Raw genomic sequence first — 26771 nt, 5'->3', positions numbered from 1 at the left:
GGGCAGACACCGCCCCTCCCCAGGACCTATACCAGCAGCCGAATCGACGGTGCTTCCGCATCAATCGCCATCTCCGTCTTGCACTCTCCGCAATACACGGGGCTGGGGCGCCGCACATTGGTCTGGATCGAGCCCTTGCTTGACGTCTCCTGATGTGGGCAGTAACAGCCGTATTGCAGGCGGACCCAGGAGCTGAGCGGCATCGCTTGCCCTCCGCGTTTGGCGTCCTGGAACGGTGCCCACCAGAAGTCGACCACGGACTTCAACGTGAGCCGGTCATCCTGGCTCGTCACGTCGAACGCCGCGATCCGTGCTGCCGTGAAGTGGTCCTCACCCCGGCCGCTCATGCAGACAGCCCGCTCGGCTCCCCACTTCAGTACCGTCGTCCGGCCCACTCGCTCGCAGACGAAGCAATCCAAGGTCAACTCGATCGTGCGCTCCCAGAACAACCGATCACGGTGAGTCTGCTCCACTCCCGACAGAACAGCACTGATCTCAAGGCTGCGCAGCATTGGGTGATGGTCGCATATCTGACAAGCAACGGGGGCGTGTATCGGAAGCCTGAAGATCCTGCGCAGGGCGGCGTCTGCGGTTCGTGCCCAGGCGGGAAGGCCAACCCCTCTTGTGAGGCGAGTCTGCCCGCGCGGCGTCCGCCGAGCTGGCCGCCGATGATGGCGGCCTGCGACGAACCTCGGCTTGCGATCCATTCCGGTGAGCTCCAGGCGCTGCGGCTGGTTGTCGCTGGTGGCGGCCATTTCGGCTGCGGCTTTCGCAGCGCTGTCAGTGGTGGCAGTCACGATGGCGGTCATGACCACCACTGATGCTGTGATCGCCGATAACACTGGGTACGTGCAAGCGGTCGAGACCGCGATGAAGGCCGCGGCCGCCTACTACGGGGGTGGGGACAGTGCGCTGGACGACGACGCGTATGACCGGCTGATACGGGCGATCACCGCCTGGGAGACGGACCACCCGGAGCAGATTCTGCCCGGGTCGCCGACGGGGAAGGTTGCCGGAGGCGTTGGGCAGGGGGATGTGCCGCATACCCAGCCCATGCTGGGTCTGGACAACGTGTTCTCCCTTGAGCAGTTCACCACCTGGGCCGCCTCGCTGGAGCGGAGAATCGGCCGGCCGGTTCAGGCGTGGAGCGTGGAGCCGAAGCTGGATGGCCTTGCGATAGCCGCGCGCTATCGCGACGGCCGGCTGGCGCAGCTGATCACTCGCGGCAACGGGACAGCCGGGGAAGACGTCTCGCACGCGATCGGCACTCTGAGCGGCCTGCCCGGTCAGCTGGCCGAGCCGGTCACGGTGGAGGTGCGCGGCGAGGTGCTGATGACCTCGGTCCAGTTCGAGACGGCGCTCGCGGTGCGTGCCCAGCATGGTGGGGAGCCGTTCGCGAACCCGCGCAACGCCGCGGCGGGCACGCTGCGGGCGAGGGACCGTGCGTACCGGCTGGAGATGACGTTCTTCGGCTACGGCTGCCTGCCCCTGCCCACCACGGGCACTGGGCTCGCGGAGCGTCTGACCGGCTCCTCTCACAGCGAGGTGATGGCCTGCATGGTCGGCTGGGGTGTGCAAACGGCGGCAGCCACTGATGTGCCCGGCCGTTCCGTCACCTCCGTGATGGCGGTCCAGGACCGCGTCGAGGAGCTCGCGGGCCTGCGGGCCGACCTGCCGTTCGGTATCGACGGCATCGTCATCAAGGCCGACCTGGCCGCCGACCGGCAGGCCGCCGGGTCCGGAACCCGGGCGCCTCGCTGGGCCATCGCCTGGAAACTTCCCGCGGTGGAGAAGATCACCAGATTGCTGGACGTGGAATGGAACGTGGGCCGCACCGGCATCATCGCTCCCCGCGCCGTGTTGGAACCGGTCGAGATCGACGGGTCCGTCATCACCTATGCCACCCTTCACAACCCTTCCGACATCACCCGCCGCGATCTGCGCATCGGCGACCAGGTCATGGTCTACAAGGCCGGCGACATCATCCCGCGCGTCGAAGCTCCCGTCGCGCATCTGCGCACCGGGGCCGAGCAGCCCATCGCGTTCCCCGAGACCTGCCCGCAGTGCGGATCCGGCATCGATGCCTCCGAGCAGCGCTGGCGGTGCGAACGCGGACGCGACTGCCACCTGGTCGCCTCCGTCTCCTACGCGGTCGGCCGCGACCAGCTCGACATCGAGGGCCTCGGCCTGACCCGAGTCGTCCAGCTCACTGACGCAGGCCTCATCAGCGACTTCGCCGACCTGTTCTCCCTCACCCGCGATGCGCTCCTGACGCTGGAACGGATGGGCCCCACCAGCGGCGACAACCTCCTGGCCGCGATCGAGCAGGCCAAGACCCGGCCGCTGTCGCGGGTACTGTGCGCGCTGGGTGTGCGCGGCACCGGCCGGTCGATGTCCCGCCGCATCGCGCGCCACTTCGCCACCATGGAGGCGGTCCGGGCCGCTGACGCGGATGCGATGCAGCAGGTCGACGGCATCGGAATCGAGAAGGCGCCCGTGATTGTCGCCGAGCTGGCCCAGCTCGCACCCGTCATCGACAAACTCATCGCCGCCGGAGTGAACACGACCGAACCCGGCGCCACTCCACCTGCCGGCAACGGCGCGGCACATACCGCCGAGACGGCAGGATCCCTCCATGGCATGACGGTGGTCGTCACCGGCGCCATGACCGGTCCGCTGGAACAACTCGGCCGCAACCAGATGAATGAACTCATCGAACGGGCCGGCGGCAGGTCTTCCTCCAGTGTCTCCAAGCGCACCTCCCTCCTGGTCGCCGGTGACGGCGCCGGGGCCAAACGCGCCAAGGCCGAAGACCTCGGCATCCGCATCGTCTCGCCCGGCGAGTTCGCCGAACTCATCGCCGACCTCCTGCCCTGACCTGCAACGACAGGCGTTCGGGGGTGCCGGAGACCAGGCGGTGCACCTGGGAGGCGGACAGGTCGATGCCGCGTTCGCGCAACAGCGGCACCAGTTCGGTGGCCGTGAAGATCTGGTGCTGGGCCATGACCTCGCGAAGCCGCCAGGTGTAGCCGGCTTCGTAACTGACGGGCGACACCGCTTATCACCAAGTTTGGACAGCACTTGGTGATCACAGGGCGAGAAAATGTTGATGAGAACCGACACTGGTTGAAGGCGCAGTGCGGCGCGACGCTGCGAGGATCTCCGGAACCTCCATCGCAGCTCGGTTGATCCACCAGACTTGCTCCTGTTTCCCAACGGAGAAGGGATGGCAAGCATGGCGAACAGCGCACTTCTGGTGATGGACGTCCAACGGGACGTTGTGGCCATCGCTGACGATGGTTCCGGATATCTGCCGCGCTTGCGCAGGGCGATCGACGGTGCCCGGGCTGCAGGTATCACTGTGATCTACGTGGTGATGGGGTTGCGGCCGGGCGATCCAGAAGTCAGCCCTCGCAACAGGGTGATGACAAACGTCGTGCGGGCCGGCCTGTTCACCGAGGGGGCCCCTGGCACCGCGATTCATGACGACATCGCGCCCCAGCAGGGCGACGTGGTGGTCACCAAGAGGCGGGGGAGCGCGTTCTCGGGCAGCGACCTCGACTTGGTGCTCAGGGCTCGCGGTATCGACAGCCTTGTTCTCACCGGCATCGCCACCAGCGCTGTAGTGCTGTCCACCCTGTGGCACGCCATCGACCTGGACTTCGGCCTCACTGTCCTGGCGGATGCCTGCCTCGACACCGACCCCGAGGTGCACCGGATGCTCACCGAAAAGCTGTTCCCGCAGTGGGCAGATGTGGTCGCCATCGAGGACTGGATCAAAGCCATCGCACCGCAATAGCGGGAGGCCGTCCGGGCCCTCGCGTGCGGGGGAAAACGGCATCGACTCCCGTACCGTGCGAGGTCAGCCGGCAGCGTTCTGTGCTGCTGTCCGGGCCTGGGTGAGGGCCAGGCGGTAGGATTCGGTGCCGGTCTGGATGAGGTTGCCGCCGAAGGTGAGCCGGTCGACGATGGCCGCGCGGAGCCGGGGGTCGGTGAAGGTTTTGGTCCAGCCGCTGAAACTCTCGTTCGAGGCGATGGCGACGCTGTTCTTTTCCTCGCGCTCGGTCAGCACGTGGAACAGCAGCTCAGCGCCCCTGCGGTCCAGCTCCATATAGCCCAGCTCATCAATACAGAGAAGATCGACTCGGCCGTAGGGGGCGATGGTCTTGGTCAGCACCTTCTCGTCCGCGGCCTCGACCAGCTCGTTGACGAGCTTGGTGGCGAGTGTGTAGCGGACCCGGTAGCCGGCCATCGCGGCTTCGGTGCCCAGCGCGATCAGCAGGTGCGACTTGCCGGTGCCGGAGCCGCCGATCAGGCAGAGCGGCAGGCCCTTCTTGACCCACTCGCAGGTCGCCAGGGTGTGGATGACCGCCGGGTCCACGCTGGGGTTCGCCTCGAAGTCGAAGGCCCGCAGTGATTTCTCGCGGGGGAACTGGGCGGCCTTGATCCGCCGCTCCGAACGGCGGCGGGCCCTATCGTCGCATTCGGCCATCAGCAGTTCGGCGAGGAAACCGCGATACGACATCTGGTCACGGGCGGCGGCTTCGGCCAGCTCGGGGAACTGGGCCCGGATGGTCGGCAGCCGCAGCATCCGGCATGCCTGATCGACAGCAGCATCGGCGGCCTGTTCGGTCAGCCCGCGGTGGCGTTTGAACGTCGTCATGGCGTTTCTCCCTCGACGGCAGAACGGTCCGGCTGCCGCGGTCGCAGCAGTTGGTCGTAGGCCGCGACCGAGGGCAGCGGCCGGTTGTCGGGCGGCAGGTGGGCCAGGCGCCGTTCGGTCAGGAACGTCACACTCGCCCGGTCCGGCTCAGGATCTGCCGTCGTGGCCGGCGCATCGTCGGCCTCGGCGGCCTTGCGGGCTTCCAGTGCGACCGCGTCCGCGGTCAGGGCGCCTGCCCGAAGGGCGGCGGCGAGCCCGGTCACCAGGTACTCGTGATGCAGATGCCGTCCCAGCAGCAGGACCTCGATCAGGGCACGGGTGCCGTCCACGGTCGCCGTGGGCCTTGCAGGCGGCCGCCCACCATGCGTCATGGACAGGGATGAACTTGCCTGCGGAGCGGGCCTGTTCCAGCGCGGTCGCGCCGGGGAAGGCGCCGGGCTTGCGGACCAGGGCCTCCAGGTAGCGTGCGCCGTTCATAAATGCATCGCTGCAGCTCATAGGCTGTCTGGCGGCCTCGTGGGCACGCTGGGATCATGCCTGGTGATCGTCTCACTGGTGTACCAGGTGACGCGGAGGCTGCTCTCCGTTCAGGCGGTGCTGTTACGCAGGCAGGCAGGCAAGGACGCCGAACTGCTGGTGCTTCAGCATGAGAACGTGGTGCTGCGCAGGCAACTCGCGGTTTGTGACCGCCAGGCCGCAGCGTTGACTGACTCGAGCACTCCGCGACGACTACTCCAGACTCGCGTCCTCGGCGGCCTGATCAACGAGTACAGGTATACGGCCTGACCTGCCGCGACAGGTTTCTGAACGGCACACCCAACACGACCTGCACGACTCCGAAACGATCAACCGGGAATCAAGCCGGTGGATCCGGGGTGAGTCAGCGCACCAGGCAAGGGGGGCTCTCACAGTACCTGTATCACCAGGGTCTCCCGGACGTCCCAAACGCCTGTCAACCTGGTTGAGTCGAAAGCGTCGACAACACTCCATGGACACGCACTGCAGCTTTCCCCCATCAGTTCAATTCAGCTGCCCCGAATGCGCGACCGTGTCGGCGCATTATTCCGCGACAGAAGGGACGGAGACAAATGGCGGACAACCAATTCACCGCTCACGCAGAACTTTTCGATCTGAGTGGGAAGTACGCCCTTGTCACTGGCGGCACCAGGGGCATTGGGATGATGGTAGCGCGCGGCCTTCTCCAGGCGGGCGCCCGCGTCGTCATCAGCTCACGCAAGGCCGACACGTGCGCGGAGGCACAGCATCTACTGTCTGAATTCGGCGACGTTCAAGCAATCCCCGCCGACCTGTCCAGGCACGACGAGTGTCAGCGCCTCGCTGATCTTGTCAAGGTCGACTCGGAACGCCTGGACATCCTTGTCAACAACGCGGGAGCGATGTGGCGCGAGCCGCTAGCGACGTTCCCGGACGAGGCGTGGGACGCAGTGATCGACCTCAACCTCAAGTCGCCGTTCCGGCTGGTGCAGGCGCTGCTCCCCGCACTTCGCAGGGCGGGCACCGCCGATGATCCCGCGCGGATCATTAACATCGGCAGTATCGCCGCCATCCACGTCGCCCAGTCGCCCAACTACTCGTACGCCAGCAGCAAAGCGGCACTCCATCAACTCACCAGAGTGCTTGCCAGAGAGCTGGGCCCACAGCACGTCACGGTGAACGCGGTAGCACCGGGAGTGTTCCCGTCGCAGATGATGGCGTCCACGCTCGATGCCATCGGCGACACGATCGCGGCGGCGGCCCCTCTGCGCCGGCTCGGCCGCGACGACGACATGGCGGGTATCGCCGTGTTTCTCGCCAGCCGGGCTGGGTCCTACCTCACGGGCACCATCATCCCGGTAGACGGCGGCATCGCGACGACCGCATCGGGTACCCCTTAGACTGCGGGACGGGCTTACGGTGAGGGGATGGCCACGATGGATCTACGCACCGAGATCCGGGAGTTTCTCAGCTCGCGTCGCGCCCGCATCGCACCCGACCAGGCGGGCCTGCCCGCTTACGGCGGCAACCGTCGGGTCAAAGGTCTGCGCCGCGAGGAGGTGGCGCTACTGGCGGGGGTATCGGTCGACTACTACGTGCGCATGGAGCGCGGCAGCCTCGCCGGTGCCTCCGATGGCGTGCTCGACGCGTTGGCCTCTGCCTTGCAACTCGACGAGGCCGAGCGCGACCACCTGTTCCATCTCGCGCGCCAATCCAGGGCGCCCAGCGGCCCACGCCGGCGTAGGCCTGCCGTGACGGTGCGCTCGACGCTGCAGCAGGTGCTCGACGCGATCTCCGATGCGCCGGCCTCGATCGGTAACGGCCGTTATGACGTGCTCGCTATGAATCAACTTGCTCGCGCGCTGTATTCACCGGTGCTGGCCGACCCGCGACGGCCCGCGAACACAGCGCGGTTCGTCTATCTAAACCCCGAGGCGGCCAGAGATTTCTTTGTCGACTACGACCAAATTGCCGGTGACGTGGCCGCGAAGCTACGCATGGAAGCCGGCCGCAATCCGCACGACGAGGAGCTGATCGCCCTAGTCGGCGAACTGTCAACGTGCAGTGAGCTATTTCGGCAGCGGTGGGCATCTCAGGACGTGCGACTGCACCGGTCCGGCCGCAAGCGTGTGCGCCATCCGATCGTGGGCCGGTTCGACTTGGACGTCGAGTCCCTGGAACTGCCCGCCGAACCCGGCCTGCACCTCAACGTCCACACCGCACCCGCGGGCACACCGACCGCTGACAATTTAGCGCTCCTGGCGTCGTGGGCGGCCACCCAACAGACGCTGGCGACCGAGCTCGAAGCACACAACGGATAGTCCAACCTCTTCAGCCGTACTGGTGCCGCATCAGACAACGTTCGCCCTGTAGCACCGCTGGAAAACTCATCGAAATGGTCTCCCCGCAGTAGCCGAGGATGGCCTCGTTCTGGCCTTCGACGAAAGGCTGGGCGGACGCGGAGTCGAGGTCTGGAGTGGGTTGTTCGCCGGTGGCTTCCGGGGCTTGCAGCAGCCCGTTCCAGCCCTCGCTGTATGCCGTCTGACCTGGTCTTTTATCATCCTCGCTCCTATGATCGGCATCGGTCGAAAGGGGGGCCGGATGGACCGGACCGTACGCACCGTCGAGGACGTTCTCGCGCTCTTGGACGGGCTCTTCGCATCTGAATCCGAGGCCGGCCGCTCGGCAACGGGCGACGGTAAGGACTTCTGGGACCGCTTCTATGCCGACCGGTCAAGGCCGGTCCCGTTCTTCGTGTCGAAGCCGGATGAGAACCTGGCCGCCTACCTTGACCAGGGCCTGATCGCTCCCGGCCGGGCCCTGGACCTGGGATGCGGCCCAGGCCGCAACGCGCTCTACCTCGCTGCGCGCGGCTTCCAGGTGGACGCCGTCGACCTCTCCCCGGTGGCCGTCGCCTGGGCCGAGGACCGGGCTCAGGAGGCTGGAGTCGACGTCCGTTTCCTGTGCGGCAACGCTTTCGCGCTTCCCGCTGCCGAGTTGAGCGGCCCGTACGACCTGGTCGTCGACTCAGGGTGCTTCCACCACCTGCCGCCGCACCGCCGGGTCAGCTACCTGGCCCTCCTCGACCGGGTCCTCGCTCCTGGCGGCCACCTCGCACTCACCAGCTTCGCCGCCGGCGAGGGGGGAATGGGGTCGGAACTCACGGATGCGGACCTTTACCGTGAACGCGAGTTGCAAGGCGGCCTCGCCTACACCCCCGAATCGCTGCACTGGATCTTCTCCGACCTGGTGGAGGTGGAACTGCGCCGAATGCGGGAGGAGCTCCCTGAGTCAGCACTGTTCGGCGTGACGTTCCTATGGACCGCCTTGTTCCGCCGGGGTGCGGCCGCCTCAGGCGATGTTCGCCCTGTTCACCACCGCGCGTAGGCGCTCGTCCTGGGCGTGCTTGTTCCGCCAGATGATGTAGCGGCGGATCATGCTGCCCTGCTCCTTGTGGCCGGCGTGGTCGGTGCCGTCGAGCGTGAAGTAGCGCAGGGCGGTGAACTGGGCTTCGATCCGGTTCATCCATGAGGAGTTGGTCGGGGTGTAGGCGATCTCGACGTTGTTAGCCTCGGCCCAGTCCGCGACCCGGCGGCACCGCTTCGTGGTCAGGTGCGGCGAGTAGTTGTCGCACACGATCGCGATGCGCTTCCCGATGGAGTGCAGGGAGCGCAGGTAGCGCAGGTAGCGGCAGAACTCCAGGAACTTGGAGCGGTTCTTGGCCTTCTTGATGTGGCCGTAGAGCTGGTCCTTGCCCAGGTCGTAGGCCGCGAACAGGTGCCGGACCCCGTGCGGGCGCGTGTAAGTCGCACGGCGGCGGGGCCGAGGCTCGCGGTGGGGGTCCTTGTGCTTGCCGCCGCGTTCGGCCCACTGGCGTCCGGGGTGGGGCTGGAGGTTGAGCGGGCCGAACTCGTCTACGCAGAGGACGACTTCGGGCTCACCCTCTTCAGGGACGACCTCGCCGTCGGCGATCGTGTACAGGTGCTCGACGTGGGCCTTCTTCGCCTCGTAGTCGGGGTCGTTCGAAGACTTCCAGGTCTTCACACGTTGAAAGGAGACGCCCTCCTCACGGAGCAGGACCCGCAGGCCCTCGTGGCTGATGTCGTCGACCACCCCTCGGCGACCAGGAAATCGGCCAACTTGACCAGGCTCCAGGTCGAGAACGGCAGGCCGTGCTCGGCCGGCTTGAACTTGGCGATCTTCTTGATCTCGCGACGCTCAGGCAGCGTGAACGCCCTGGGGCGCCCGCCCTTGTACTTCGGGTAGAGCGAGTCGAATCCGTCGGCATTGAAGTTGTGCACGACGTCCCGGACCCGATCCGGGCTGGCGAACGCCACCGTTGCGATCTTGTCGACAGGCGTACCCTGCGCGGACAGCAGCACCATCTGGGCCCGCCGCCAGGTCACCACCGACCCGGTACCCCGGCGGATAATCCGCAGCAGCCTCCGGCCCTCATCGTCGTCGATCTCCCGCACCCGCACCCGTTCAGCCACCAGGACAGCATGGCCGACGCGCGCCGTCCGATTTGGGACAGGGGCCTGATCGAGATCCGCGTGCTATTGGTGGACGACGAGCCGCTCCTGCGGGGCATTCAGGATGGTGCTGGAGGCACAGGAGGACATGGCGCGGCTCACACGCGAGCTGAGTCCGACGTGGTGCTGATGGATGTACGGATGCCGGGCATGGACAGCATCGAGGCGACAGCGGCCATCGCGGCGGAGCGCCCCGAGACCCGCTTCTGATCTTGACCACGTTCGACTTGGACGAGTACGCCTTCGCGGGACTCAGAGCGAGAGCCTCGGGCCTTCTGCTGAAGACGAGAGCGCGAGTGCTGATCGCTGCAAGCACCTGTACCGCATCATGGACAAGCTGGAGCTCCGCGACCGGGCGCAAACTGCCGTCTTCGCCTACGAGGCGGGACTGGTTCGAGTCAACGGCGCGTGAGCCGGTGCTGCCACGAGACAACCGGGCGCCGAACGTCTACTTCTCGTTCGTGGCAAAAGCGCGGCGGGCGAGGTCCTCGACGGAAGCGTAGTCCGGGTCGATGGCGCGCAGCATGCGTTGGGCAATGACCCCCAACTGGCGTTGTTGCGTCTTGGTGAGCGGGTCGAAGACGATGCGGCGCACCTCCGCCACGTGCCCCGGAGCACATTCGACGACCTTGTTCCAGCCGTCCTCGGTCAGGATCGCGAGGGTGTAGCGGCCGTCGGCGGGATCCGGCGCTCGACGTACCCAGCCGCGCTTCTCCAGCCTGCCGACCGCGTTGGACAACCGGGACAGAGTGCTGGCTGTGAACTCCGCCAGGTCGCTCATCCGAAGGGTGTGATCGCGGGCCATGGATAGTGCGGAGAGGACCAGGTACTCAAAGTGGCTGATGCCGGCGTCGCGCTGCATCTGCGCTTCCAGTCCAGCAGGAACGCGGATCAACGCGTAGGCGAACTGGAACCAGTTCCACTGTTCCTCGCTGTCGAGCCAGCGTGGCTTCTCCGGATCATCCATGTTTTCGAGTGTACCGACGAAGTGATCCACATCGTTGATCACTTGTTTCGTGAAGTCATCCAGTGTTACGGTCGCTACAAGCTTGAAGTCATTGGGGAGCTTGGCGGTCAGCGAAGTGCGCCTTTTGCGCAGTCGTGGGTGCGCCTGTTTCCGACGCTCCAGGTCCTGGCCCGGCGTGAGTCAGTCCGTTGTGTCTGCCGAGCCGCTCGTTGAATTCCCCCGAAACAGGAGCTGAGCACTTCACATGTCCTCCCTCACCCACACGCCGACTGGCCGGCGCAGCCCTTTGACTGTCGTCGGTGGAGTGATCGCCGCGATCGTTGCCGCCAGCGCGGTCAACGCTCTTCTCGCCATCGCTGCTCGTGCGATCGCGGACAGGACCGACGACTTCGGACCGCTCAATCCGGGCTCGTACATCTTCCTGACCGCTGTGGGCATCGTGCTGGGCTCCGTCGGATGGGCGGCAGTGTGCAAGGTGTCGAAGCGCCCCGAGCATCTGCTCCGGCGACTGGTGCCGGCCGTGGTCGTGGTGTCCTTCGTTCCGGATTTCTTCTTGTTCGACGACGGGGGAGCGGTGGGCGTGACCGCGTTGCTTCTCATGCACGTGGCCGTCGCGGTCATCGCCGTGCCTGTCTATCGCCGGGTCATGCCTCTGACCGCCCGGTGAAGGGGCGGTTTCGACCTGCATCCCGGTAGGTGTACACATCGCCCCAGTGGGCCTTCCACAGACAGGTCCTGTCTTGCAAACACATCGAAGGGAATTAACAAGTGAGCACACGTGTGAGTACACCGTTTACCGCCGAGTCCACCGCTGCCGAGGTGGTCGACGGCATCAGGCTGCCGGGGCGCAGGGCCGTCGTCACCGGGGCGACGTCCGGCATCGGCCTTGAGACCGCGCGAGCGTTGGCCGGTGCGGGCGCGGAAGTGACCCTGGCGGTTCGGGACGCTGCCGCAGGCGCGAGCGCCGCGGAGAGCATCACCGCCCACACGGGTAACAAGGAGATCCACGTACAACTCCTGGATCTCACGGACCAGGCGTCGGTCGCTTCCTTCGTCGCCGGTTGGAGTGGCCCCCTCCACGTCCTGGTCAACAACGCCGGGGTGATGGGCCTTCCGCTGACACGTACGCGTGAGGGCTGGGAGACGCACTTCGCCACCAACCACTACGGACACTTCGCGTTGACCACCGGGCTGCAGTCGGCACTCGCCGAAGCGGGCGACGCGCGGGTCGTCTCCGTCAGTTCTTCGCAGCACCGGCTCTCGCCGGTCGTCTTCGACGACATCCACTTCGAGCAGCGCGCGTACGACCCGCAGTCCGCGTACGGCCAGTCCAAGACGGCGAATGCGTTGTTCGCCGTCGAGGCCGCCCGAAGGTGGGCCGGCGACGGCATCGCTGTGAACGCGGTGATGCCCGGTGTGGTGCGCACCAACCTGATGCGCCATGTCGACCCTGAGGTGCTGGCCCGCTTTGCGGAGAGCGGTGCTCCGGAACTGCCGTGGAAGACGACAGAACAGGGTGCTGCCACATCCGTCCTTGTCGCCGTGTCCCCGCTGCTCGAAGGCGTCAGCGGCCGTTATTTCGAGGACTGCAACCAGGCCGAGCCGCTGACTCCGGACAACCTCCACGGCGGTGTCGCCGATTACGCGCTGGACCCCGCCCAAGCCTCGCGCCTGTGGGAGGTATCCGCGGAGGCCGTGGGCGGGCGATAGCAGCGGGGGAAGGTGCGACAGGCCGGTCCGGGACAGTCTGTGTTTACCTCCGCCGCTGGGACAAGCTCTCCGCAGGCAGAAGACTGTCAACCGCGCTCACGCGAAGATCCGCGCGCTCGGCGAGCAAGCCATGGCGACCCTCAAGAGCTGGCGCTTCCTGCGCAAGCTCCGGTGCAGCACCACCCGCATCACCGGCCTGGTCAAGGCCGTCCTCACCTTGGAGCTGACCGCCCCAGCCTGAGGATGCAAGATCCTCACTGATCCGCGTGGCTCAACCGACCGGTCCCGTCGCCACGAGCGGCACGTACTGCCGGTTCGAGCAGCGACAACGTCTTTTCCTCCGCGTCGAGGGCGACGCGGATGCCGACCGGCATCGGCAGATTCGGGCCCGCATGTCCGACCTCGACGTTGCCCAGGACCGGGATGTCACGGTCGCCGAGGACGTCGAGGACGATCTCGGCCAGGGTCGGGGAGCCGTCGGGTGAGTCGAGCCCGTCGATCGCCTCCGGAACACCCACGACCATGCCGGCGATCCGATCGAGGATGCCACTGTGCCGCAATATCTGCAGGTAGCTCCACACGTACGATGCCTGGCCGCCCAATTCCTCCCAGAACAGCACCGCACCGTCGAACCGTTCGAGCGGCAGCGCGAAAGGCGTCGCCTGCGCGAGCACAATGCGGTTGATGACCCCGCCGATCAGCGGGCCTTCGACACGCCCAGCACGCCAGCATTCCCACGACGGGCCGGCGGGCAGCGCGCCGATCGGCTCCGTGCCGGTCAGCAGCGTCGCGTACAGCTTCCCCAGCTCCTTCCGGCGGGCCGCGGACGCTCTCTGCCAGTGCCCGCCGAGCCCGGGCGTAGCCAGGTCGGCATGGAATCCGACCAGGCCCGTACGCGCGTAGAGCACCAGATGCAGCAGCGAGATGTCGCTGTAGCCGAGGATCGGTTTGGGGTCGGCCCTGATCGCGTCGAAGTCGATCAGATCGAGATATCCGAACACTGTCTGGCCACCGTCGTGCGCGACGATCGCGCGCACCTCGGGATCACGCAGCAGACTGTTGAACTCCTCAGCGATCTCGTCCGGCCGCGCCACGCTCCACCAACGATGCCGTCCGGCTTCGAGGAGCGGTGCGAGACGCACGCGGAATCCCATCCCCTCGAGCTCGGCCACGGCCCGCTCGAGATCGGGCGTGTATCTGGCATGGAGCGGCCCGGACAGTGCCGCGATGACGACAAGGTCACCGGACACGAGGGCCCGAGGGCGCAGCAGTTGGGACAGTTGAGGCGGTGCGGTGAGCGTCACCGAGGCAGTATCCCGATGCCTGCAATAACACGCGACACATTTACCGATCGGCTCCCTCCTCACGTTGGAAGAGGCTCAATGCCCCGCCATGGCGACCTGTAACCACCCGGCCGTGCGGTACGTCCTCGACGGGACGCGGCCGCACATCATTCGGCCCCGCCGAGCGCGGGCGTTGTGCTTCGGAGTGGGCGGTGAGGTCGTGTCTGCGAAACGAGTGAGGCATCCCGGAACCCGGGCGAACGATTTCATGGCACGGGCGCTACGCCTCGCGCCATGAGACACGAATTTCTTACCCTTGTCACACTACTCTCAGCTCCTGTCACCATTTTGTTCCGTTATGGCGCGCCCAAGACCTCATCAAGTTTCTCGTCTGCACAGGTGGCAGACTCATGCGCCGGGTCAATTCTATTCGCTGTTCCCAAAGAGCTGGAGTTCGGAGAGCGGATTGCCTGTAGGCTGAGGCCAGTCCCCTCCCTTTTTCTGTGCGTACCGAGTGAGAACGAAGAGAAGGGCGCCAGCAGATATGGTGAAGTTCACGGACCAAGGGATGTAGAGGTTCAAAAGCGTGCGATGGACTCTGAGGCGCAATCCTGGGGATGCCGGTCCTGTGCGCTATGGCGCTTTCTTTCAATTCATCGGCGAACAGAACTCGAAGTTTCTCTCTACCCGAGTCCAAGGACTTTAGCGTATTTGCGACCTCTACCGCGCCCACCACCATGATGGCGGCAAGCACGGAACTCACGACGGCCGCGTACTCCTGAGTCATGCGGAGGGCGCTCGGTGGGGTGAACAACGCAAGAACAGACCCATCGACCGACACCCTGTGACCTCCTCTACGAGTGCATCGCAGAGAGCCTAAGGGTTGTCCCGCAAATGATTCTTGGGTCGGCTTGACGCGGCTGTTCGTTGCTGGGCGCCCACCGCCTACCCCACGAGGGCAAGGTTGCGCATGCGCGCGATGCCGAGCATGGCGTGGTGGACGCCGTCACTTCCATGTCTTCATCCGGGCGAAGACGTGCTCGACTCGGGCGCGGGCCTGTTTGTGTGACCTGCTGTGGGCTTCCTTCCGGCCGGGCAGAGCTTCGCCCTTGTTCGCCTGTGGGGCATGACAATCCAGTACCGGGAAAGCCACCGTCGGTATCTGCGGTGATCTGGCACAGACGCAACGCTGAGTCCGGACGTTCGCCGTCACCGGCCCTTGCCCTAGAGCGCGGTCCAGCATCTAGCGTCTCCGTCATGACGACACCTCAGCACAAGATCGGCTCGGGCTTCGGAGCCCGGAGCACCGCGGACGACGTCCTGAGCGGGATCGACCTGTCCGGCAGCACCGCGATCGTCACCGGTGGCTACTCGGGACTCGGTCTGGAGACAACCCGCGCCCTGGCGGGTGCCGGAGCCCGCGTCGTGGTTCCCGCCCGGCGACGGGCGTCCGCGCAGGAGGCGGTCGAGGGCATCGACGGCGTCGAGACCGACGACCTCGACCTGTCCGACCTCGAAAGCGTCCGCGGTTTCGCCGAGCGGTTCCTGGCCTCCGGTCGCAACGTCGACATCGTGATCAATAACGCTGGGGTCATGGCCTGTCCCGAGACGCGGGTCGGCCCGGGGTGGGAGGCGCAGTTCGCCACCAACCACCTCGGTCACTACGCGCTGATCAACCATCTCTGGCCGGCGATCGCCCGCGGTGGCGCGCGCGTGGTCGCCGTGTCCTCCGGCGCCCACGGCATCACCGGTATGCGCTGGGACGACGTGCAGTTCGAGCGTGGCTACGACAGGTGGCAGGCGTACGGGCAGGCGAAGACGGCGAACGTGCTGTTCGCCGTGCAGCTCGATGCGCTCGGCCGCGACGCCGGAGTCAGAGCGTTCGCGCTGCATCCGGGCAGCATCCTCACCCCGCTGCAGCGCCACCTTGCGAAGGCGGAGATGGTCGACGCGGGCTGGATCGACGAGAACGGCAACCCGACCGATCCCACCTTCAAGACGCCCGGGCAGGGCGCGGCGACGCAGGTATGGGCGGCGACCTCCCCCCAGCTGGCGGGCATGGGCGGCGTGTACTGCGAGGACTGCGACATAGCCGAGCCGGTCGGCGACGGCTCGGAAGGCGGCGTGCACGCACACGCGACCGACCCCGAACAAGCCGCTCGCCTGTGGGCGCTGTCGGCCGACCTCACGGGTATCGACGTTTTCGCGGCGGCAACCTAATGGCTGGCCCGTAAGTGATCTCCAGGCCGGTTCAGACGCCCATCACTGCTGGGGCGGTTCACCTATCCGGCGAGGGTGAGGTTGTGTAGTCGGGCAATGCCGAGCATGGCGTGGTGGGCCCTTGTCGCTGTCGGGCTTCACCACTGCGAGTGCCGATAAATCATCTACGCAGGTGAGAGCTTGATCGGAGATCTTCGACTGTGATCGACGCTTGCGCTGGCGTCTTCACTTGTACACGGCCCCGGCGTCATCATGAGCTGTCGTGCTGCTGCGCCTGGCCTACCTCACCGTGACCAACGCCCTGGCGTTCCTGCGCCTCCTGCCGATGAGCGACAAAGGGAAGGACATCGAGATCCTCGTACTCCGACACCAGTTGCTCGTCCTGCAGCGTCAGGTCGGCAAGCCGACCTTCACCGACAGCGATCGCGCCGTCCTCGCCGGCCTGGTCCACCACCTCCCCAAAGACAGACTGCGGCACCTTCTGCTGCTGGTGCGCCCCGACACGGTCTTGCGCTGGCATCGCGACATGCTCAGGCGACGCCACGCCGCGACCTGCGTACCCAGGCGACACGGACGCCCATGCACCATCCGATCGATCCGCGCCCTGGTCCTGAGCCTGGCCAGGGAGAATGCCTCGTGGGGCTATCGCCGGATCCACGGTGAACTCGCAGCCCTGGGCATCAAGGTCGCCGCCTCCACCGTCTGGGAGATCCTCCGCGAATACGGCATCCCACCCGCACCCGGACGGCAGAACACCACCTGGACCGAGTTCCTCCGCGGCCAGGCCAAGGCCCTTCTCGCCTGCGACCTCTTCGGAGTCCGCACGCTGACGGGGGCACGCCTGCATGTCTTCGCTGTGATCGAGCATGCCACCCGGCGTATCCGGATCCTCGGCGCCACCGCGCACCCCACCGCGGAGTGGATCGTCCAGCTCGGACGTAACCTCCTCATGGACCTCGAGGACGCCGACAGCAAGGCGAAGTTCATCATCCGAGACCGCGACTCGAAGTTCACGGCCGCCTTCGACGCCCTGATGACCGATGCCGATCTCAAAGTCGTCACCACTGGCATTCGGATGCTGCGGATGAACTCGCTCATGGAGCGCTGGATACAGACTTGCCGCAGGGAACTTCTGGACCGGACCTTGGTCTGGAACCAGCGACATCTCCTCCATGCCCTGCGCGAGTACGAGTCCTTCTCTAACGAGCACCGCCCGCACAGGGCCATGGAGCAAGCCGCTCCATGCCGCCCACTACCCGCACCCATCACCCAACAAGCCCAGCTCGCCCACCTGAAAATCGACCGACGAGACCGACTCGGCGGAACCCTCCACGAGTACCAGCACGCTTCCTAATGCTGTTGTCAAGCAGGCGTGGTGACTGATGGTGTGACTTGGTAGCACCGTCGGTCACGGATCAGGGCCCACAGGACGTTGACACGTCGGCGAGCGAGGGCCAGCACGGCTTGGACATGCTTCTTCCCCTCGGCGCGTTTGCGGTCGTAGAACTTCCTGGAGTTGGGGTCACAGCGGATGCTGACGAGCGCGGAGGTGTAGAAGACGCGTTGCAGGCGCCGGTGGTAGGCCACCGGTCGGTGGAGGTTGCCGCTGACCTTGCCCGAGTCCTTGGGAGCGGGGGCGAGGCCGGCGAAGGCCGGGCGTCCGGGGAGGCGAAGTCGTCGAGGCTGCCGCCGATGGAGGCGAGGAACTCGGCGCCGAGGATCGGCCCAATGCCGGGGACGCTCTCGACTATGTCAGCGAGCTCGTGGTCGTGAAACCGGGCCTCGATGAGTTTGTCGATCCCGGCGGTATGTTCGTTGAGGGCCGTCACCTCCTCGGCCAGGGTGTGGAGCAGTTGGCGATGGTCTTCTCCCCGGGGGACGGCGGTGTGCTGGCGCTCGGCGGCATCGATTGCCGTTTCGGCCAGCGATCTGGCGTCTCGGACCTTGCGGTTGGCCAGCCACTTGGTCAGCCGCGTGTCTCCAGTGCGGCGGATTGCGCCGGGGTCTGGTAGCCGGTCAGGAGCCTGAGCGGGCTGGTGTTGGTCATGTCCAGGGCCCGTTCCAGGGCGGGGAACATGCTCAGCAGGGTGCCGCGCAGCCGGTTCACCGCGCGGGTGCGGTCCTCGACCAGGTCGGCCCGGCGACCGGTCAGCAGTTTGAGTTCGATGGCGGCTTCGTCGCCGGGGCGGATGGGGCGCAGGTCGCGGCGCATCCTGGCCTGGTCGGCGATGACGTAGGCGTCGCGGGCGTCGGTCTTGCCCTCGCCGCGGTAGCCGTCGGAGGCCCGGTTCACCAGGCGGCCGGGAATGTAGAGGACCTCCTGGCCGTGGTTGAGCAGCAGGGCCAGCAAAAGCGCTGGCTCTCCGCCGGTCATGTCGATCGCCCAGGTGACCCGCCGTCCGTCGGCCAGGTCGAGGACGTCGCCTATCAGTTTCAGCAGCTCGGGCTCGTCGTTGGCGACCCGCCGCGACAACAGCGTCTTGCCGTCAGCATCCACGGCAAGGCCGTGATGGTGGCTCTTACCGCTGTCGATCCCCGCCCATATCCGGCTCATCGTGCTCCTGACGTGCTCGTTTGTGCTCTTCGTGCCACGGACGACCTCGCCGGCATTGCTCTACACAGCGACACATTCGCACTTCCCAATCGGCGGCCGAGTCGTCGCGGGGTGCCGGACGGCGAAGCGTGTTCAGCCACGAGCTGGCAGCAGCCTGACAGCCACACCCGACACCCCCGGGCGCCCTCACCCTACGAATGGGAGGACCAGCCCGATCAAGAAGGTAGAGCGGCCTGAGCTGCGCGGAATGATTTATCGGCATGCGCAGACCCAGAGCTCTGGCTACCGGCTTCGACGCTGGCGGGAACGAGAGGCGGAGACGATCAGCTCAAGAATCTTGAAAGCGGCCTCCTGCCGCTTCGGAAAGCGGGACCACACCGCGGGAAGAACCACACCGATGCCGAGGGTGAGGATCTAACCTGCTCGGCCGTTACAGCTTCACCGCCAGTGTCCCGGCCACCGGCGCCCTGCGTCCGGTGCGCGACCCGGACGCGCCTGAACTGGACGAGGACGACGACGGCCGCGAGGACTGAGCCGATGCCGAGGACCCGCGCTTCAGAGCACCAGGCGGCGCTGCGTCGGGCCACCTGTCGCTGTACGCGTGGCTGCGGATCACGCGTTTGGTTCGGCGCCGGTCATCAGGGCGAGCAGGCTGTGGGGCGCGTGGTTGTCGATCATGATCGTGTAGAAGCCGTCGTCGTCCGCTTCCACAGCGGCGGCGCGGGCGAACATGGCTTGTTCGTGCGCGGCGAGCGCGGTCTCCGCATCGTCGGGGTGCGCGGCGAGGGCTCGGCCGAGTTCGGCGCCGTCCTGCATGGCCAGGTTGGCGCCTTCGCCGTTCGGTGCCCGGAGGTGGGCGGCATCGCCGAGCAGGGTCACCCCCGGCACGCGGTCCCAGCGGTGTCCGGCCGGCAGTGTGAAGATGGCGTGCAGGGCCGGCGGGGTGTTGCTGTCGGTGATCAGGGCGGTGAGTGCGGGAGCCCACCCGTCGAACTCCTTCGCTACCCGTGCGGTGAGGGCTGCGGCATCGGTGGTGTCGAAGTCGGTGAACCATTCCTGGGGCTTCTTCAGCTGCGCGTAGGTGTGCAGGGTTCCGCCGCCTTCACGGTGGGCCAGCAGTCCCCTGCCCGGTGCGAGCGCGAACAGCGAGCCGGCTCCGACCGCCTTCGCGGATGCGGGGTGGAGGGTTTCTGCGTTGAAGAGGAACGTCTCCACGCTGCAGACGCCGAAGTACTCCGGAGTGGCTTTCGAGAGCAGCGGTCGTACGCGTGACCAGGCGCCGTCGGCGCCGATGAGCAGGTCCGCGACCACGGTGGTGTTGTCGGCGAAGTCCACCTGGTGGCGGCCGTCGCCGAGGGCCTGCGCGGCGGTGACCTTGTGGCCCCAGCGGACGGTTCCGGTGGGCAGGGAGTCGAGGAGCATTTCCCGCAGTTCGCCGCGCGGTGCCTCCGGGCGTTCGCCGGTTCCGGTATCGGGCAGGTCGAGCAGCACGTTCCCCGCCTGGTCCATGACCCGGTACGCCTCGCGGCCCGGGAGGATCAGATTGTGGAACTCCTCGATCAGTCCGGCCGCTTCCAGAGCCGCCTGCCCGCTGTGGGGGTGCAGGTCGAGCAGGCCGCCCTGGCGGCGGGCGTCCGGCGCGGGCTCCGCCTCGTAGACCGTGGCCGGGATGCCGTGTACGTGCAGTACACGGGCCAGCGTCAGGCCGCCCAGACCTGCTCCGATGATCGTGACAGGTGCCGTCATGGTGTCCTCCTAGCTTGCGGGGTGCCGTGACGCCCCCTTTGGATCGCCACTCCATTCACGCTAACACGAAGTTGGATCGACGCTCCATTCGTGCGATGCTGGGGTCATGGTGAAGAGAACAGTGAAGGGATCTGCGCGGGCTCCGCGGCGGACGGACAGCCTGTCGAGGGAGCTGATCATCCAGACCGCGATCGAGATGCTGGACAGCGGCGGCGAGAGGGCGCTGACGCTGCGCGCGCTCACCGTGCGCCTGAGTACCGGCTACGGGGCGATCTACCACCACGTCGCGGACAAGAGTGATCTGCTCGCGACGGCCGCTGACGAGGTCATCACCGGCGTGATGTCGGGCGCGGTCGCCGACGCGGATCCGAGCACTGCTCTGCGCGTCCTCGCCCTCGGCCTGTTCGACGCGATCGACGCCCACCCCTGGGTCGGGGCGGAATTCTCCCGCCAACCGTGGCGGCCCGCGCTGCTGGACTTCTACGAGGGCGTCGGCCGCCTGCTGGACGCCCTCGGTGTTCCGGAGAAAGCGCGCTTCGATGCGGCCGGCGCGCTCGTGAACTACGTCCTCGGCGTCGCCGCGCAGAACGCCGCGAACGCGCGGCTCCGCACGGGCAGCGACACGGACCGAGAGACCTTCCTGGAGCACGCCGCCGCGCAATGGGCGCAGATCGACCCGAGCCGGTACCCGTTTGTGCACGCGGCGGCGACTCAGTTGGGCGAACACGACGATCGCGAGCAGTTCCTCGTCGGGGTAGACATCTTTCTCGCCGGTATCGCAGCCCTGCGCTAGAAGCCCCCGACACCCACTGCCCCCGCGACGCCGTCCTGCCGGTGCACATCCGTACGCCGCGGCGCGATGCCAGCCTCGGCCGACCTTCCGCGGATGCCCCTCTCACTTCCTCACCCGATCGCCGCCCCCTGTCGGCAAACGATGGCACCCTCAAGTGATCAACGCACCACCCACGGATGTACCGCACCACGTCACCCCGGCTGTCTCACCATCCACAGGAAACGCCCAGCTCAGCAGCCTAAATGGAATATTGACACCCTTCGCGGCCTTCGTGAGGCGCCGCTCCAGTTCCACCACGATGCCGCCGTCGCCGGCCTCGATGATGTCCTGGATGTGCAGGCCGGCCTGCATGAGGCTTTGAGGACACGGCCCGGCGTCGGCACATGAGAGCCCACCAGCAGCCGACAGCCCTGCATGACCTCGACGTAGGCAGACTCCTGCACGAGCGTCCTCGGCGGCGTTATCAATGAGCATCGGTACGGTGCCTGATCAGCAGCGATGGCTTTTCGAGCGTGACAGGCGCGTCCTCGCGAACGGCACCTTCGAAGCCTGACCGGGAACCGCGACACGGGACGTGAGCTTCCGGCGCAGCGCTGCGAACGAGTGGACCACCGACGACGCGCTGATCGTCTCGTTGGCCTTCCGGCACCTCGGCACCACGCTGGGCCTCTACGGAGCCACCGCCGCCACCAAACCCACCGTCACCGGTTCCCGAGGCGGCAACAACCGCAGCCGGTTACTACTTCTCCCAGCACATCTTGTGTGACCCGATCCAAACCTTGTGGTTCTTGCCGTTGATGGGGATCGTCTCGTGGTGAGCCCCGATGGTCACGCAGTGTTTGTATCCCGGGCTCGGGCTGGGGCTGGGCGTGTCATCACTGGCTGCCGCATGGGAGTGTGTCACCGATGCGGAGGGCGTCGCGAAGGCGGTACCCGTCGAGGCCACGGCCGCTCCGCCAGCCAGCATGGTTACGGCGGCACCAGTGGCCAGCGCTCGCGCTATCGGGTTCCGCATACCTGTCACCTTCTTTGGGTCGACTCGCGAACCTCTACACCCATCCTTCGCTTCCTCCATCCCCGGTGCATCTCGATCACCGGGTGTTCACGCCCCGGCGAGACTGGCATCAGCTACCTGCGCATTTGCCTGCCCCGCCTCGCCTGGCTGGGGCGTTCTTCATACCCAGGAGTTCCCGTATGGCTACACCCCTGTCCGCTGCCGAGTTCCTCGCCGCGCTCAAAGCCGAGGGCGTGCGGGTCGTCGAAGTAGGCGGCTGGCGGCACCAAAACCGCAACGCGAAGGGCACCTGGGGCCCGGTGAACGGCGTGATGATCCACCACACCGTCAGCTCCGGCACGAAGGCGGGCGTCGACACCTACCCACCCCGCTGTGCTGGCCGACCGCCGAAACCAGAGGCCCTACGACATGACGCCGCCGCCCTGTCCGCCATGGCGGACAACCCACCTTCGAGGACCCGATCGATGCCGACGCGGCGATGGGTGGCCTGGTTGCCGCCCGCGCCTGGGACGTCCCGGCAGCGGGCGGCCCGGTGCTCAGGCAGTGGCCGGCCATCGCTATGGAATCGGCCGTGTACGTTGCCGAGGCCGCGTTCAACGTGCCATCGGGCGGCTGCTTCCGAGTCATCTGGTATACGAGCGAAACGAACACCCGGACAGGGATCCAGCAGACTGTGAGTACCTCGGACACGGCAACAAGCACATTCCGAGGGCCAGATCACACGCCACCTGACCGCGGTCGGCGGCCTGCCCGCCGCCGGTCACGCGTGGGTGGAGGACGCCACACGCGCCGCCTGGACCCTGGTCACCAGGTACAGCGTTCCGCGCTGGCGTGGCGTCCGCTCGACCCCCGGCAGGGCATGGATCGAAGAACGAAACATCGCGGTCGCCAACCAAGAAGCTGTGCGAGAACCCCCGTGACCAGGGCCGGGGCGGCGCGGATGCCATCGAAAGCAAGGACGCTGCCTAAGCCTCATGGCGCGAGCCCAAACGCGCTGGTCAAATATTGCTGGTCTTCGGGGCGGCGCTCAAGAGAGTGCCAGGGCAAGGAGAATGTTCGGCCTCGTGCCAGCAGCCAGCGGTGACAGCAGGGTCCCTCCAACGTCTTGGCCGTCTCTGCTGCGGAACGACAGAATGACTCAACGTGTGCCGACAGTTGGGTGAAAAGCATGCTCACAGGGCCAGAAGCAACCATCATCACTCGCGCAGGCGGCGCGGTCGTGCGAGGTGTAAAGCAGCAGGCAACCACATCGCCGGAATGGCCCTCGCTCCACGCCAGCCTGATGGAGTTACATGCGATCCTCGACCAATGGTGCACCGCCGCCGGACATACCACGCGCTTGATTGAGATGAAGCTCGATGACGAGATCGGGCAGGCAAGACAAACTCGTTTCAGGGGGCGGTACGACTTCGGTAACTCTGTGAACATGATCGCTTCCCAATGCAACAGCTTCGTGATGGCGGGCGAGGTTCACGCGGTGCAGATCAAAGGAAGCATCGTCAATCAGCTGACACCGAAGGTGTCCCTGGTCAAGAGGCTGACCCCCGAGCAGCGGCGCAGAGCCGCAAGGCGCACACTGCGCAACATGATGCGTGTCTACTGCCCAGACCTGTTGTCCAAGTTCGAGGACGCGACAGATCGGCGGGTTGCCTGGGTCGTGGCCAACGAATCAGCGTTGATGGAAGCTCTGGCCGCTGGGTCGGCTGACCGAGATTCTCTTCTGGCCTGGGCAGAGGAGGCCCGTAGGACGACAGAGGGGCTGCTCACTGTCCTGGGTGAACTCGCCACCCTGATTACAGAGAAATACCCGATGGGGCAGCAGGGGCACATGGGCTATCAGTAGTCCCGACACTGTGCCGTTCGGAAACTCGTCGTTCCCGGTCAGGCGGCGTATCTGTACTCGTTGATCACGCCGCCGAGTATTCGGGTGCGCAGAACCCGGTGAGTGGACGGGCCGACCATGGGCGTCGGGTGCTCCTGGAGGAGGGGAGGGAGCTGCCCGCGAGCCTGGTGGGGGCGATGACCGTTGGAAACGCAGCGAGTCCGCCCGAACACCCGACTCGACGGCGAGGTTTCTTGCCTGCTGTACCGTCCAGGGTCCGGTGGGATGGGCGGTCACTCCCGCGATGTGCAGTCGGCGTGTGCCGTGTTCGAGGAACACCAGCGCGTACATCCGGCGCAGATCGACCAGGTCGATGTGGACGAAGTCGCAGGCGATGATGGCTTGGGCTTGCGCGGTCAGGGAATGGCGCCATGTCGGACGGCTGCGGCGTGGGGCTGGAACGATGCCCGCCGCGGTGAGAATCTCCCAGATCGTCGTCGAGCCGACCGGGTGTCCGAGCCGGACCAGCTCGCCCTGAATTCTTCGACAGCCCCAACGCGGATTCTCCCTGGCGAGCCGCAGCACCAGAGCCTTCACCGCACCCGCCGTCGAAGGTCTCCCGGGCCTGCGGCGATGCTTGTGGTAGTCCCACTTCCGGGCGATCAGCCTGCGGTGCCACGCCAACAGCGTCGCGGGCGTCACCGGGAACACCTGCGCCCACCGGCGCCGGGGGACCAGCGAGGACAGCGCTGCGAACCACAGCCGGTCCGCATGCTCGTAGCGAACCGGCCTCGTGAGCTGCCTGCGCAGCACCGCGTTCTCGTGCCGGAGCACGGGCAATTCCGTGTTCTTGGCTGTGTCCCGGCGTAGCAGCACCGCCGGGACCGTGAGCAGCTTCCGAGTCATCTGGTATACGAGCGAAACGATCACCCGGACAGGGTTCCAGCAGAGTGATGGCGCGCCAGACCACCCGCGAGCAGGAGGGATGAGTTTCCGAACGGCACAGGTGGCGGCGAGGTGGCGCAGGTCGTGGACGGTGGTGCGTGGTACTGCTGCTTTTCGGCTGAGCAGGTGGAAGCGGTTGAGGAGTCCATGACCGAGCCTCTTCCCGCCGGTCGGCATGAGCTGCGTGTCACCGCGACGACGCAGTCGGTGCTGAACGGAGTGACGGTGTACGAGGCAGCTCGCCGGCCCGGTGAGGCGGCCCAAGGAGAATGTTGAGCCATGACCGGCTCCGGACACGGCCGGACCCGGTCATGGCAACGCTCTGCGGGTGCTTCCAGGTGAGGTCATGCTGAACCGCTCAGTGAGGCGCCGCTCCGCCAGACCCACGATCGAAGCCAGGTGCCGCGACCAGGGCGCCCCCACAGCGCTCCCAGTCTCGGCACCAGTCTGTGACGCCTGAGCAGTCGGCTCAGATGGAGAAGCGCTCCTTCGCCAGGAGGGGGCGCACCCGTGAGGCGAAGCCGCCGGTGCGGAAGGGGCGTTGCAGCAGTCCGGGGCACAGTTGCTGGGCGAGGGCGGCGGCGATCATGCCCTGGTCGAGGGCCAGGACGAAGTCGCTGACCCGCCCGGTCGTCACGTTCACGGAGTCCCGGAAGCCGTACGTGTTGTCGTACGCGCCGAAGTCCGCATCGAGCGCCTTGAGGTTCGCGATGGCCTCCGTACGGGCGTACGGCAGCGCGAGAAAGGAGGCGTGCGGGGTGACGACGCCAAGGGAGTTGTAGCCGTCTTCCTGCATGCCGATGGCGTCGACGCCGTATTCGCGGTAGCCGCCCTCGGGGATACTGGCAGGGGAGAAGCCCCAGTATCCGTATTTCGCTTCCTGCATGCCGTGCTCGATCTGGCTGCGGACGTAGCGGGTGTGCGTGACGCCCCACGAGGGCGAAGACCATTCGGGCTCCGGCACGAACAGCGGCACCATCAGCGCCTCGAACATCGACCCGCCCCAGGTGGGCACCAGCTTGCGGCCACGGTAGGTGTAGTGGCCCTGCCAGACACGGACACCGTCGATGGTGGTGTATGAGCCCTCGGGCTCCTGCTCCTGCCCCATGCCGGGCAGCAGCGTACGGAACATATGCCAGTAGTGCTCGGAGGGCAGGCTGCCGTCGGCGATGCCGAGGTAACTGGCCATCCGAGGCTCGGTGTTGAGGGCGCCGTAGTGGTGCCCGGTCGGCTCGCCCTTGCCCGGCTTGTCCGGCCAGAAGCCGCCGCGGAGCTGGCCGGGGCCCGCGACCGGGTCGGCCGGGTCGTAGGGCGTGTAGTAGTACGACCAGTCGGCGTCGGCGAGCAGCTTCGCGATGCGCGGGCGCAGGGCGGGGGAGGCGTCGGCGGCGATGCGCAGGCCGGTGAGGAGCCAGGCGTTGTCGACGGAGGAGAGGAACGGGCGCACGGTGTCGCCGCTCTCGGGCCAGGCCGTCAGGAGCGAACCGTTGTGCGCGTCGTACCAGTTGAACCAGAATCCGTGCGCCCGCTCCAGCTTCTCCACCGCGGCCACGGTCTTGGCGAGCCGGTGTTCCATCGTCTCCCGGGTGATCACACCGAGCCCGCCGGCGGCGACGGTCGACCAGAGCCCGCAGCCGATGTTCGTCGGCGAGGTCTGCACGGACGGCACCGGGGTACCGGACCCGCTGACGTCGACTTTGTCGGTGACGAGGCCGAAATCGGTGGTCATCGCCTCGATCGAGCGGTACGTCGAGCGGAACCAGGTGCGCAGTAGCGATGTTTCGGAGACGGCCGGAGCCGCGCTCGCGACCGGAACCGAGCCAAGTGCGAGGGCGGCGCCGCCGGTGCCGGCAGCCGTGAGGAATGTACGGCGGTCCATGAAGGTCCTTCTTCCGAAAGGGCGGGTGGGGAAGGGAATTTCGTGGTGCCCGTGGGGGGGAAAGGGCGGGGCCGACGCCTGTCAGGGGGTGTCGGCCCCGCCCAGTGCGGGCCTGCCGGTCATGGTTCGCAGGCCCTGGGGACCGGG

23 protein-coding genes and 6 pseudogenes are annotated in these 26771 nt (G+C 66.7%); 16 read left to right on the top strand and 13 right to left on the bottom strand.

What is annotated here, in order from left to right:
• Positions 1-26: 26 nt before the first annotated feature.
• Positions 27-809 carry a hypothetical protein gene (locus ABTY62_RS32810; protein ID WP_352133047.1) on the bottom strand — a complete coding sequence of 261 codons (783 nt, stop codon included), beginning with the start codon at positions 807-809 and terminating at the stop codon, positions 27-29.
• On the opposite strand from ABTY62_RS32810, the gene ligA reads away from it, so the two are divergent.
• Complete coding sequence (gene ligA, locus ABTY62_RS32805) at positions 799-2877, top strand: NAD-dependent DNA ligase LigA (RefSeq protein ID WP_352133046.1); 2079 nt, start codon at positions 799-801, stop codon at positions 2875-2877. The two genes, ABTY62_RS32810 and ligA, sit on opposite strands and share 11 nt — an antisense overlap.
• Here the strand turns inward: ligA and ABTY62_RS32800 are convergent.
• A complete protein-coding gene (locus tag ABTY62_RS32800) occupies positions 2855-3055 on the bottom strand; it encodes a helix-turn-helix domain-containing protein (RefSeq protein WP_352133045.1) in 201 nt (66 codons plus the stop codon). The two genes, ligA and ABTY62_RS32800, sit on opposite strands and share 23 nt — an antisense overlap.
• 180 nt (positions 3056-3235) lie before the next feature.
• Between ABTY62_RS32800 and ABTY62_RS32795 the strand changes: the two genes are divergently transcribed.
• Positions 3236-3799 carry a cysteine hydrolase family protein gene (locus ABTY62_RS32795; RefSeq protein WP_352133100.1) on the top strand — a complete coding sequence of 188 codons (564 nt, stop codon included), beginning with the start codon at positions 3236-3238 and terminating at the stop codon, positions 3797-3799.
• A 63-nt stretch (positions 3800-3862) separates the two neighbouring features.
• Here the strand turns inward: ABTY62_RS32795 and istB are convergent, their stop codons facing one another.
• Together istB and ABTY62_RS32785 are read right to left on the bottom strand one after the other, a co-directional pair.
• The gene (gene istB, locus ABTY62_RS32790; RefSeq protein WP_352133044.1) at positions 3863-4663 is read right to left on the bottom strand and encodes an IS21-like element helper ATPase IstB; all 801 of its coding nucleotides are present in this window, start codon (positions 4661-4663) and stop codon (positions 3863-3865) included.
• Positions 4660-4992, bottom strand: a complete 333-nt coding sequence (locus ABTY62_RS32785) for a hypothetical protein (protein ID WP_352133043.1) — start codon at positions 4990-4992, stop codon at positions 4660-4662. The genes istB and ABTY62_RS32785 overlap by 4 nt, the downstream gene beginning before the upstream one ends.
• A gap of 187 nt (positions 4993-5179) precedes the next feature.
• Between ABTY62_RS32785 and ABTY62_RS32780 the strand changes: the two genes are divergently transcribed.
• From ABTY62_RS32780 to ABTY62_RS32765, 4 genes are all read left to right on the top strand, one after another.
• Positions 5180-5449: a hypothetical protein gene (locus ABTY62_RS32780; protein ID WP_352133042.1), complete on the top strand. Its 270-nt coding sequence runs from the start codon at positions 5180-5182 to the stop codon at positions 5447-5449.
• Between the two features lie 302 nt (positions 5450-5751).
• Complete coding sequence (locus tag ABTY62_RS32775) at positions 5752-6558, top strand: SDR family oxidoreductase (RefSeq protein ID WP_352133041.1); 807 nt, start codon at positions 5752-5754, stop codon at positions 6556-6558.
• A gap of 27 nt (positions 6559-6585) precedes the next feature.
• Entirely contained in the window at positions 6586-7479 is an 894-nt protein-coding gene (locus ABTY62_RS32770; RefSeq protein WP_502997561.1) for a helix-turn-helix transcriptional regulator, read from the top strand.
• Positions 7480-7759: 280 nt separating this feature from the next.
• On the top strand, positions 7760-8545 hold the full coding sequence (locus ABTY62_RS32765; RefSeq protein WP_352133098.1) for a class I SAM-dependent methyltransferase: 786 nt from the start codon (positions 7760-7762) through the stop codon (positions 8543-8545).
• Here ABTY62_RS32765 and ABTY62_RS32760 read toward each other — a convergent pair.
• A pseudogene (locus ABTY62_RS32760) lies at positions 8510-9651 on the bottom strand (IS630 family transposase). The gene ABTY62_RS32765 and the pseudogene ABTY62_RS32760 overlap by 36 nt on opposite strands.
• 9 nt (positions 9652-9660) lie before the next feature.
• On the opposite strand from ABTY62_RS32760, the gene ABTY62_RS47585 reads away from it, so the two are divergent.
• On the top strand, positions 9661-9900 hold the full coding sequence (locus ABTY62_RS47585) for a helix-turn-helix domain-containing protein (protein WP_502997560.1): 240 nt from the start codon (positions 9661-9663) through the stop codon (positions 9898-9900).
• A 238-nt stretch (positions 9901-10138) separates the two neighbouring features.
• Here the strand turns inward: ABTY62_RS47585 and ABTY62_RS32750 are convergent, their stop codons facing one another.
• A complete protein-coding gene (locus ABTY62_RS32750; protein WP_352133040.1) occupies positions 10139-10657 on the bottom strand; it encodes a MarR family winged helix-turn-helix transcriptional regulator in 519 nt (172 codons plus the stop codon).
• Between the two features lie 244 nt (positions 10658-10901).
• On the opposite strand from ABTY62_RS32750, the gene ABTY62_RS32745 reads away from it, so the two are divergent.
• The 3 genes and pseudogenes from ABTY62_RS32745 to ABTY62_RS32735 all read left to right on the top strand — a co-directional run.
• Positions 10902-11324, top strand: a complete 423-nt coding sequence (locus tag ABTY62_RS32745) for a DUF6069 family protein (protein WP_352133039.1) — start codon at positions 10902-10904, stop codon at positions 11322-11324.
• A gap of 113 nt (positions 11325-11437) precedes the next feature.
• A complete protein-coding gene (locus ABTY62_RS32740) occupies positions 11438-12367 on the top strand; it encodes an SDR family NAD(P)-dependent oxidoreductase (RefSeq protein ID WP_352133038.1) in 930 nt (309 codons plus the stop codon).
• 2 nt (positions 12368-12369) lie between these two features.
• A pseudogene (locus ABTY62_RS32735) lies at positions 12370-12608 on the top strand (IS5/IS1182 family transposase); the annotation flags it as partial.
• 13 nt (positions 12609-12621) lie between these two features.
• Here the strand turns inward: ABTY62_RS32735 and ABTY62_RS32730 are convergent.
• Positions 12622-13671, bottom strand: coding sequence for a S66 peptidase family protein (locus ABTY62_RS32730; protein ID WP_352133037.1), 1050 nt, complete (start codon positions 13669-13671; stop codon positions 12622-12624).
• A gap of 924 nt (positions 13672-14595) precedes the next feature.
• Positions 14596-14807: pseudogene (locus tag ABTY62_RS32725) on the bottom strand (IS5/IS1182 family transposase); the annotation flags it as partial.
• Between the two features lie 100 nt (positions 14808-14907).
• Here ABTY62_RS32725 and ABTY62_RS32720 point away from each other — a divergent pair.
• Entirely contained in the window at positions 14908-15870 is a 963-nt protein-coding gene (locus ABTY62_RS32720) for an SDR family NAD(P)-dependent oxidoreductase (protein ID WP_352133036.1), read from the top strand.
• A gap of 262 nt (positions 15871-16132) precedes the next feature.
• Positions 16133-17224, top strand: coding sequence for an integrase (locus tag ABTY62_RS32715; RefSeq protein ID WP_352133035.1), 1092 nt, complete (start codon positions 16133-16135; stop codon positions 17222-17224).
• Between the two features lie 8 nt (positions 17225-17232).
• Here ABTY62_RS32715 and ABTY62_RS32710 read toward each other — a convergent pair.
• A pseudogene (locus tag ABTY62_RS32710) lies at positions 17233-18424 on the bottom strand (IS110 family RNA-guided transposase).
• A gap of 612 nt (positions 18425-19036) precedes the next feature.
• On the bottom strand, positions 19037-20170 hold the full coding sequence (locus ABTY62_RS32705) for an FAD-dependent oxidoreductase (RefSeq protein WP_352133034.1): 1134 nt from the start codon (positions 20168-20170) through the stop codon (positions 19037-19039).
• Between the two features lie 106 nt (positions 20171-20276).
• Here ABTY62_RS32705 and ABTY62_RS32700 point away from each other — a divergent pair, with 106 nt between their 5' ends.
• Positions 20277-20963, top strand: coding sequence for a TetR/AcrR family transcriptional regulator (locus tag ABTY62_RS32700; RefSeq protein WP_352133033.1), 687 nt, complete (start codon positions 20277-20279; stop codon positions 20961-20963).
• A gap of 150 nt (positions 20964-21113) precedes the next feature.
• On the opposite strand, the gene ABTY62_RS32695 is transcribed toward ABTY62_RS32700, so the two are convergent.
• Complete coding sequence (locus ABTY62_RS32695; protein WP_352133032.1) at positions 21114-21314, bottom strand: hypothetical protein; 201 nt, start codon at positions 21312-21314, stop codon at positions 21114-21116.
• A gap of 223 nt (positions 21315-21537) precedes the next feature.
• Here ABTY62_RS32695 and ABTY62_RS32690 point away from each other — a divergent pair, with 223 nt between their 5' ends.
• The 3 genes and pseudogenes from ABTY62_RS32690 to ABTY62_RS32680 all read left to right on the top strand — a co-directional run bounded on the left by ABTY62_RS32690 (position 21538) and on the right by ABTY62_RS32680 (position 23821).
• The gene (locus tag ABTY62_RS32690; RefSeq protein WP_352133031.1) at positions 21538-21729 is read left to right on the top strand and encodes a hypothetical protein; all 192 of its coding nucleotides are present in this window, start codon (positions 21538-21540) and stop codon (positions 21727-21729) included.
• Positions 21730-22157: 428 nt separating this feature from the next.
• A pseudogene (locus tag ABTY62_RS32685) lies at positions 22158-22334 on the top strand (N-acetylmuramoyl-L-alanine amidase); the annotation flags it as partial.
• An 803-nt stretch (positions 22335-23137) separates the two neighbouring features.
• The gene (locus ABTY62_RS32680; protein WP_352133030.1) at positions 23138-23821 is read left to right on the top strand and encodes a hypothetical protein; all 684 of its coding nucleotides are present in this window, start codon (positions 23138-23140) and stop codon (positions 23819-23821) included.
• Between the two features lie 38 nt (positions 23822-23859).
• On the opposite strand, the pseudogene ABTY62_RS32675 reads toward ABTY62_RS32680, so the two are convergent.
• Together ABTY62_RS32675 and ABTY62_RS32670 are read right to left on the bottom strand one after the other, a co-directional pair.
• A pseudogene (locus ABTY62_RS32675) lies at positions 23860-24730 on the bottom strand (hypothetical protein).
• A gap of 484 nt (positions 24731-25214) precedes the next feature.
• Positions 25215-26624: a glucoamylase family protein gene (locus ABTY62_RS32670; protein ID WP_352133029.1), complete on the bottom strand. Its 1410-nt coding sequence runs from the start codon at positions 26622-26624 to the stop codon at positions 25215-25217.
• Between the last annotated feature and the right edge of the window lie 147 nt (positions 26625-26771).

It is taken from the genome of Streptomyces sp. NPDC097640, assembly GCF_040302705.1.
Lineage (GTDB): Bacteria > Actinomycetota > Actinomycetes > Streptomycetales > Streptomycetaceae > Streptomyces.
This window is presented reverse-complemented; position numbering and strand designations above follow the sequence as displayed.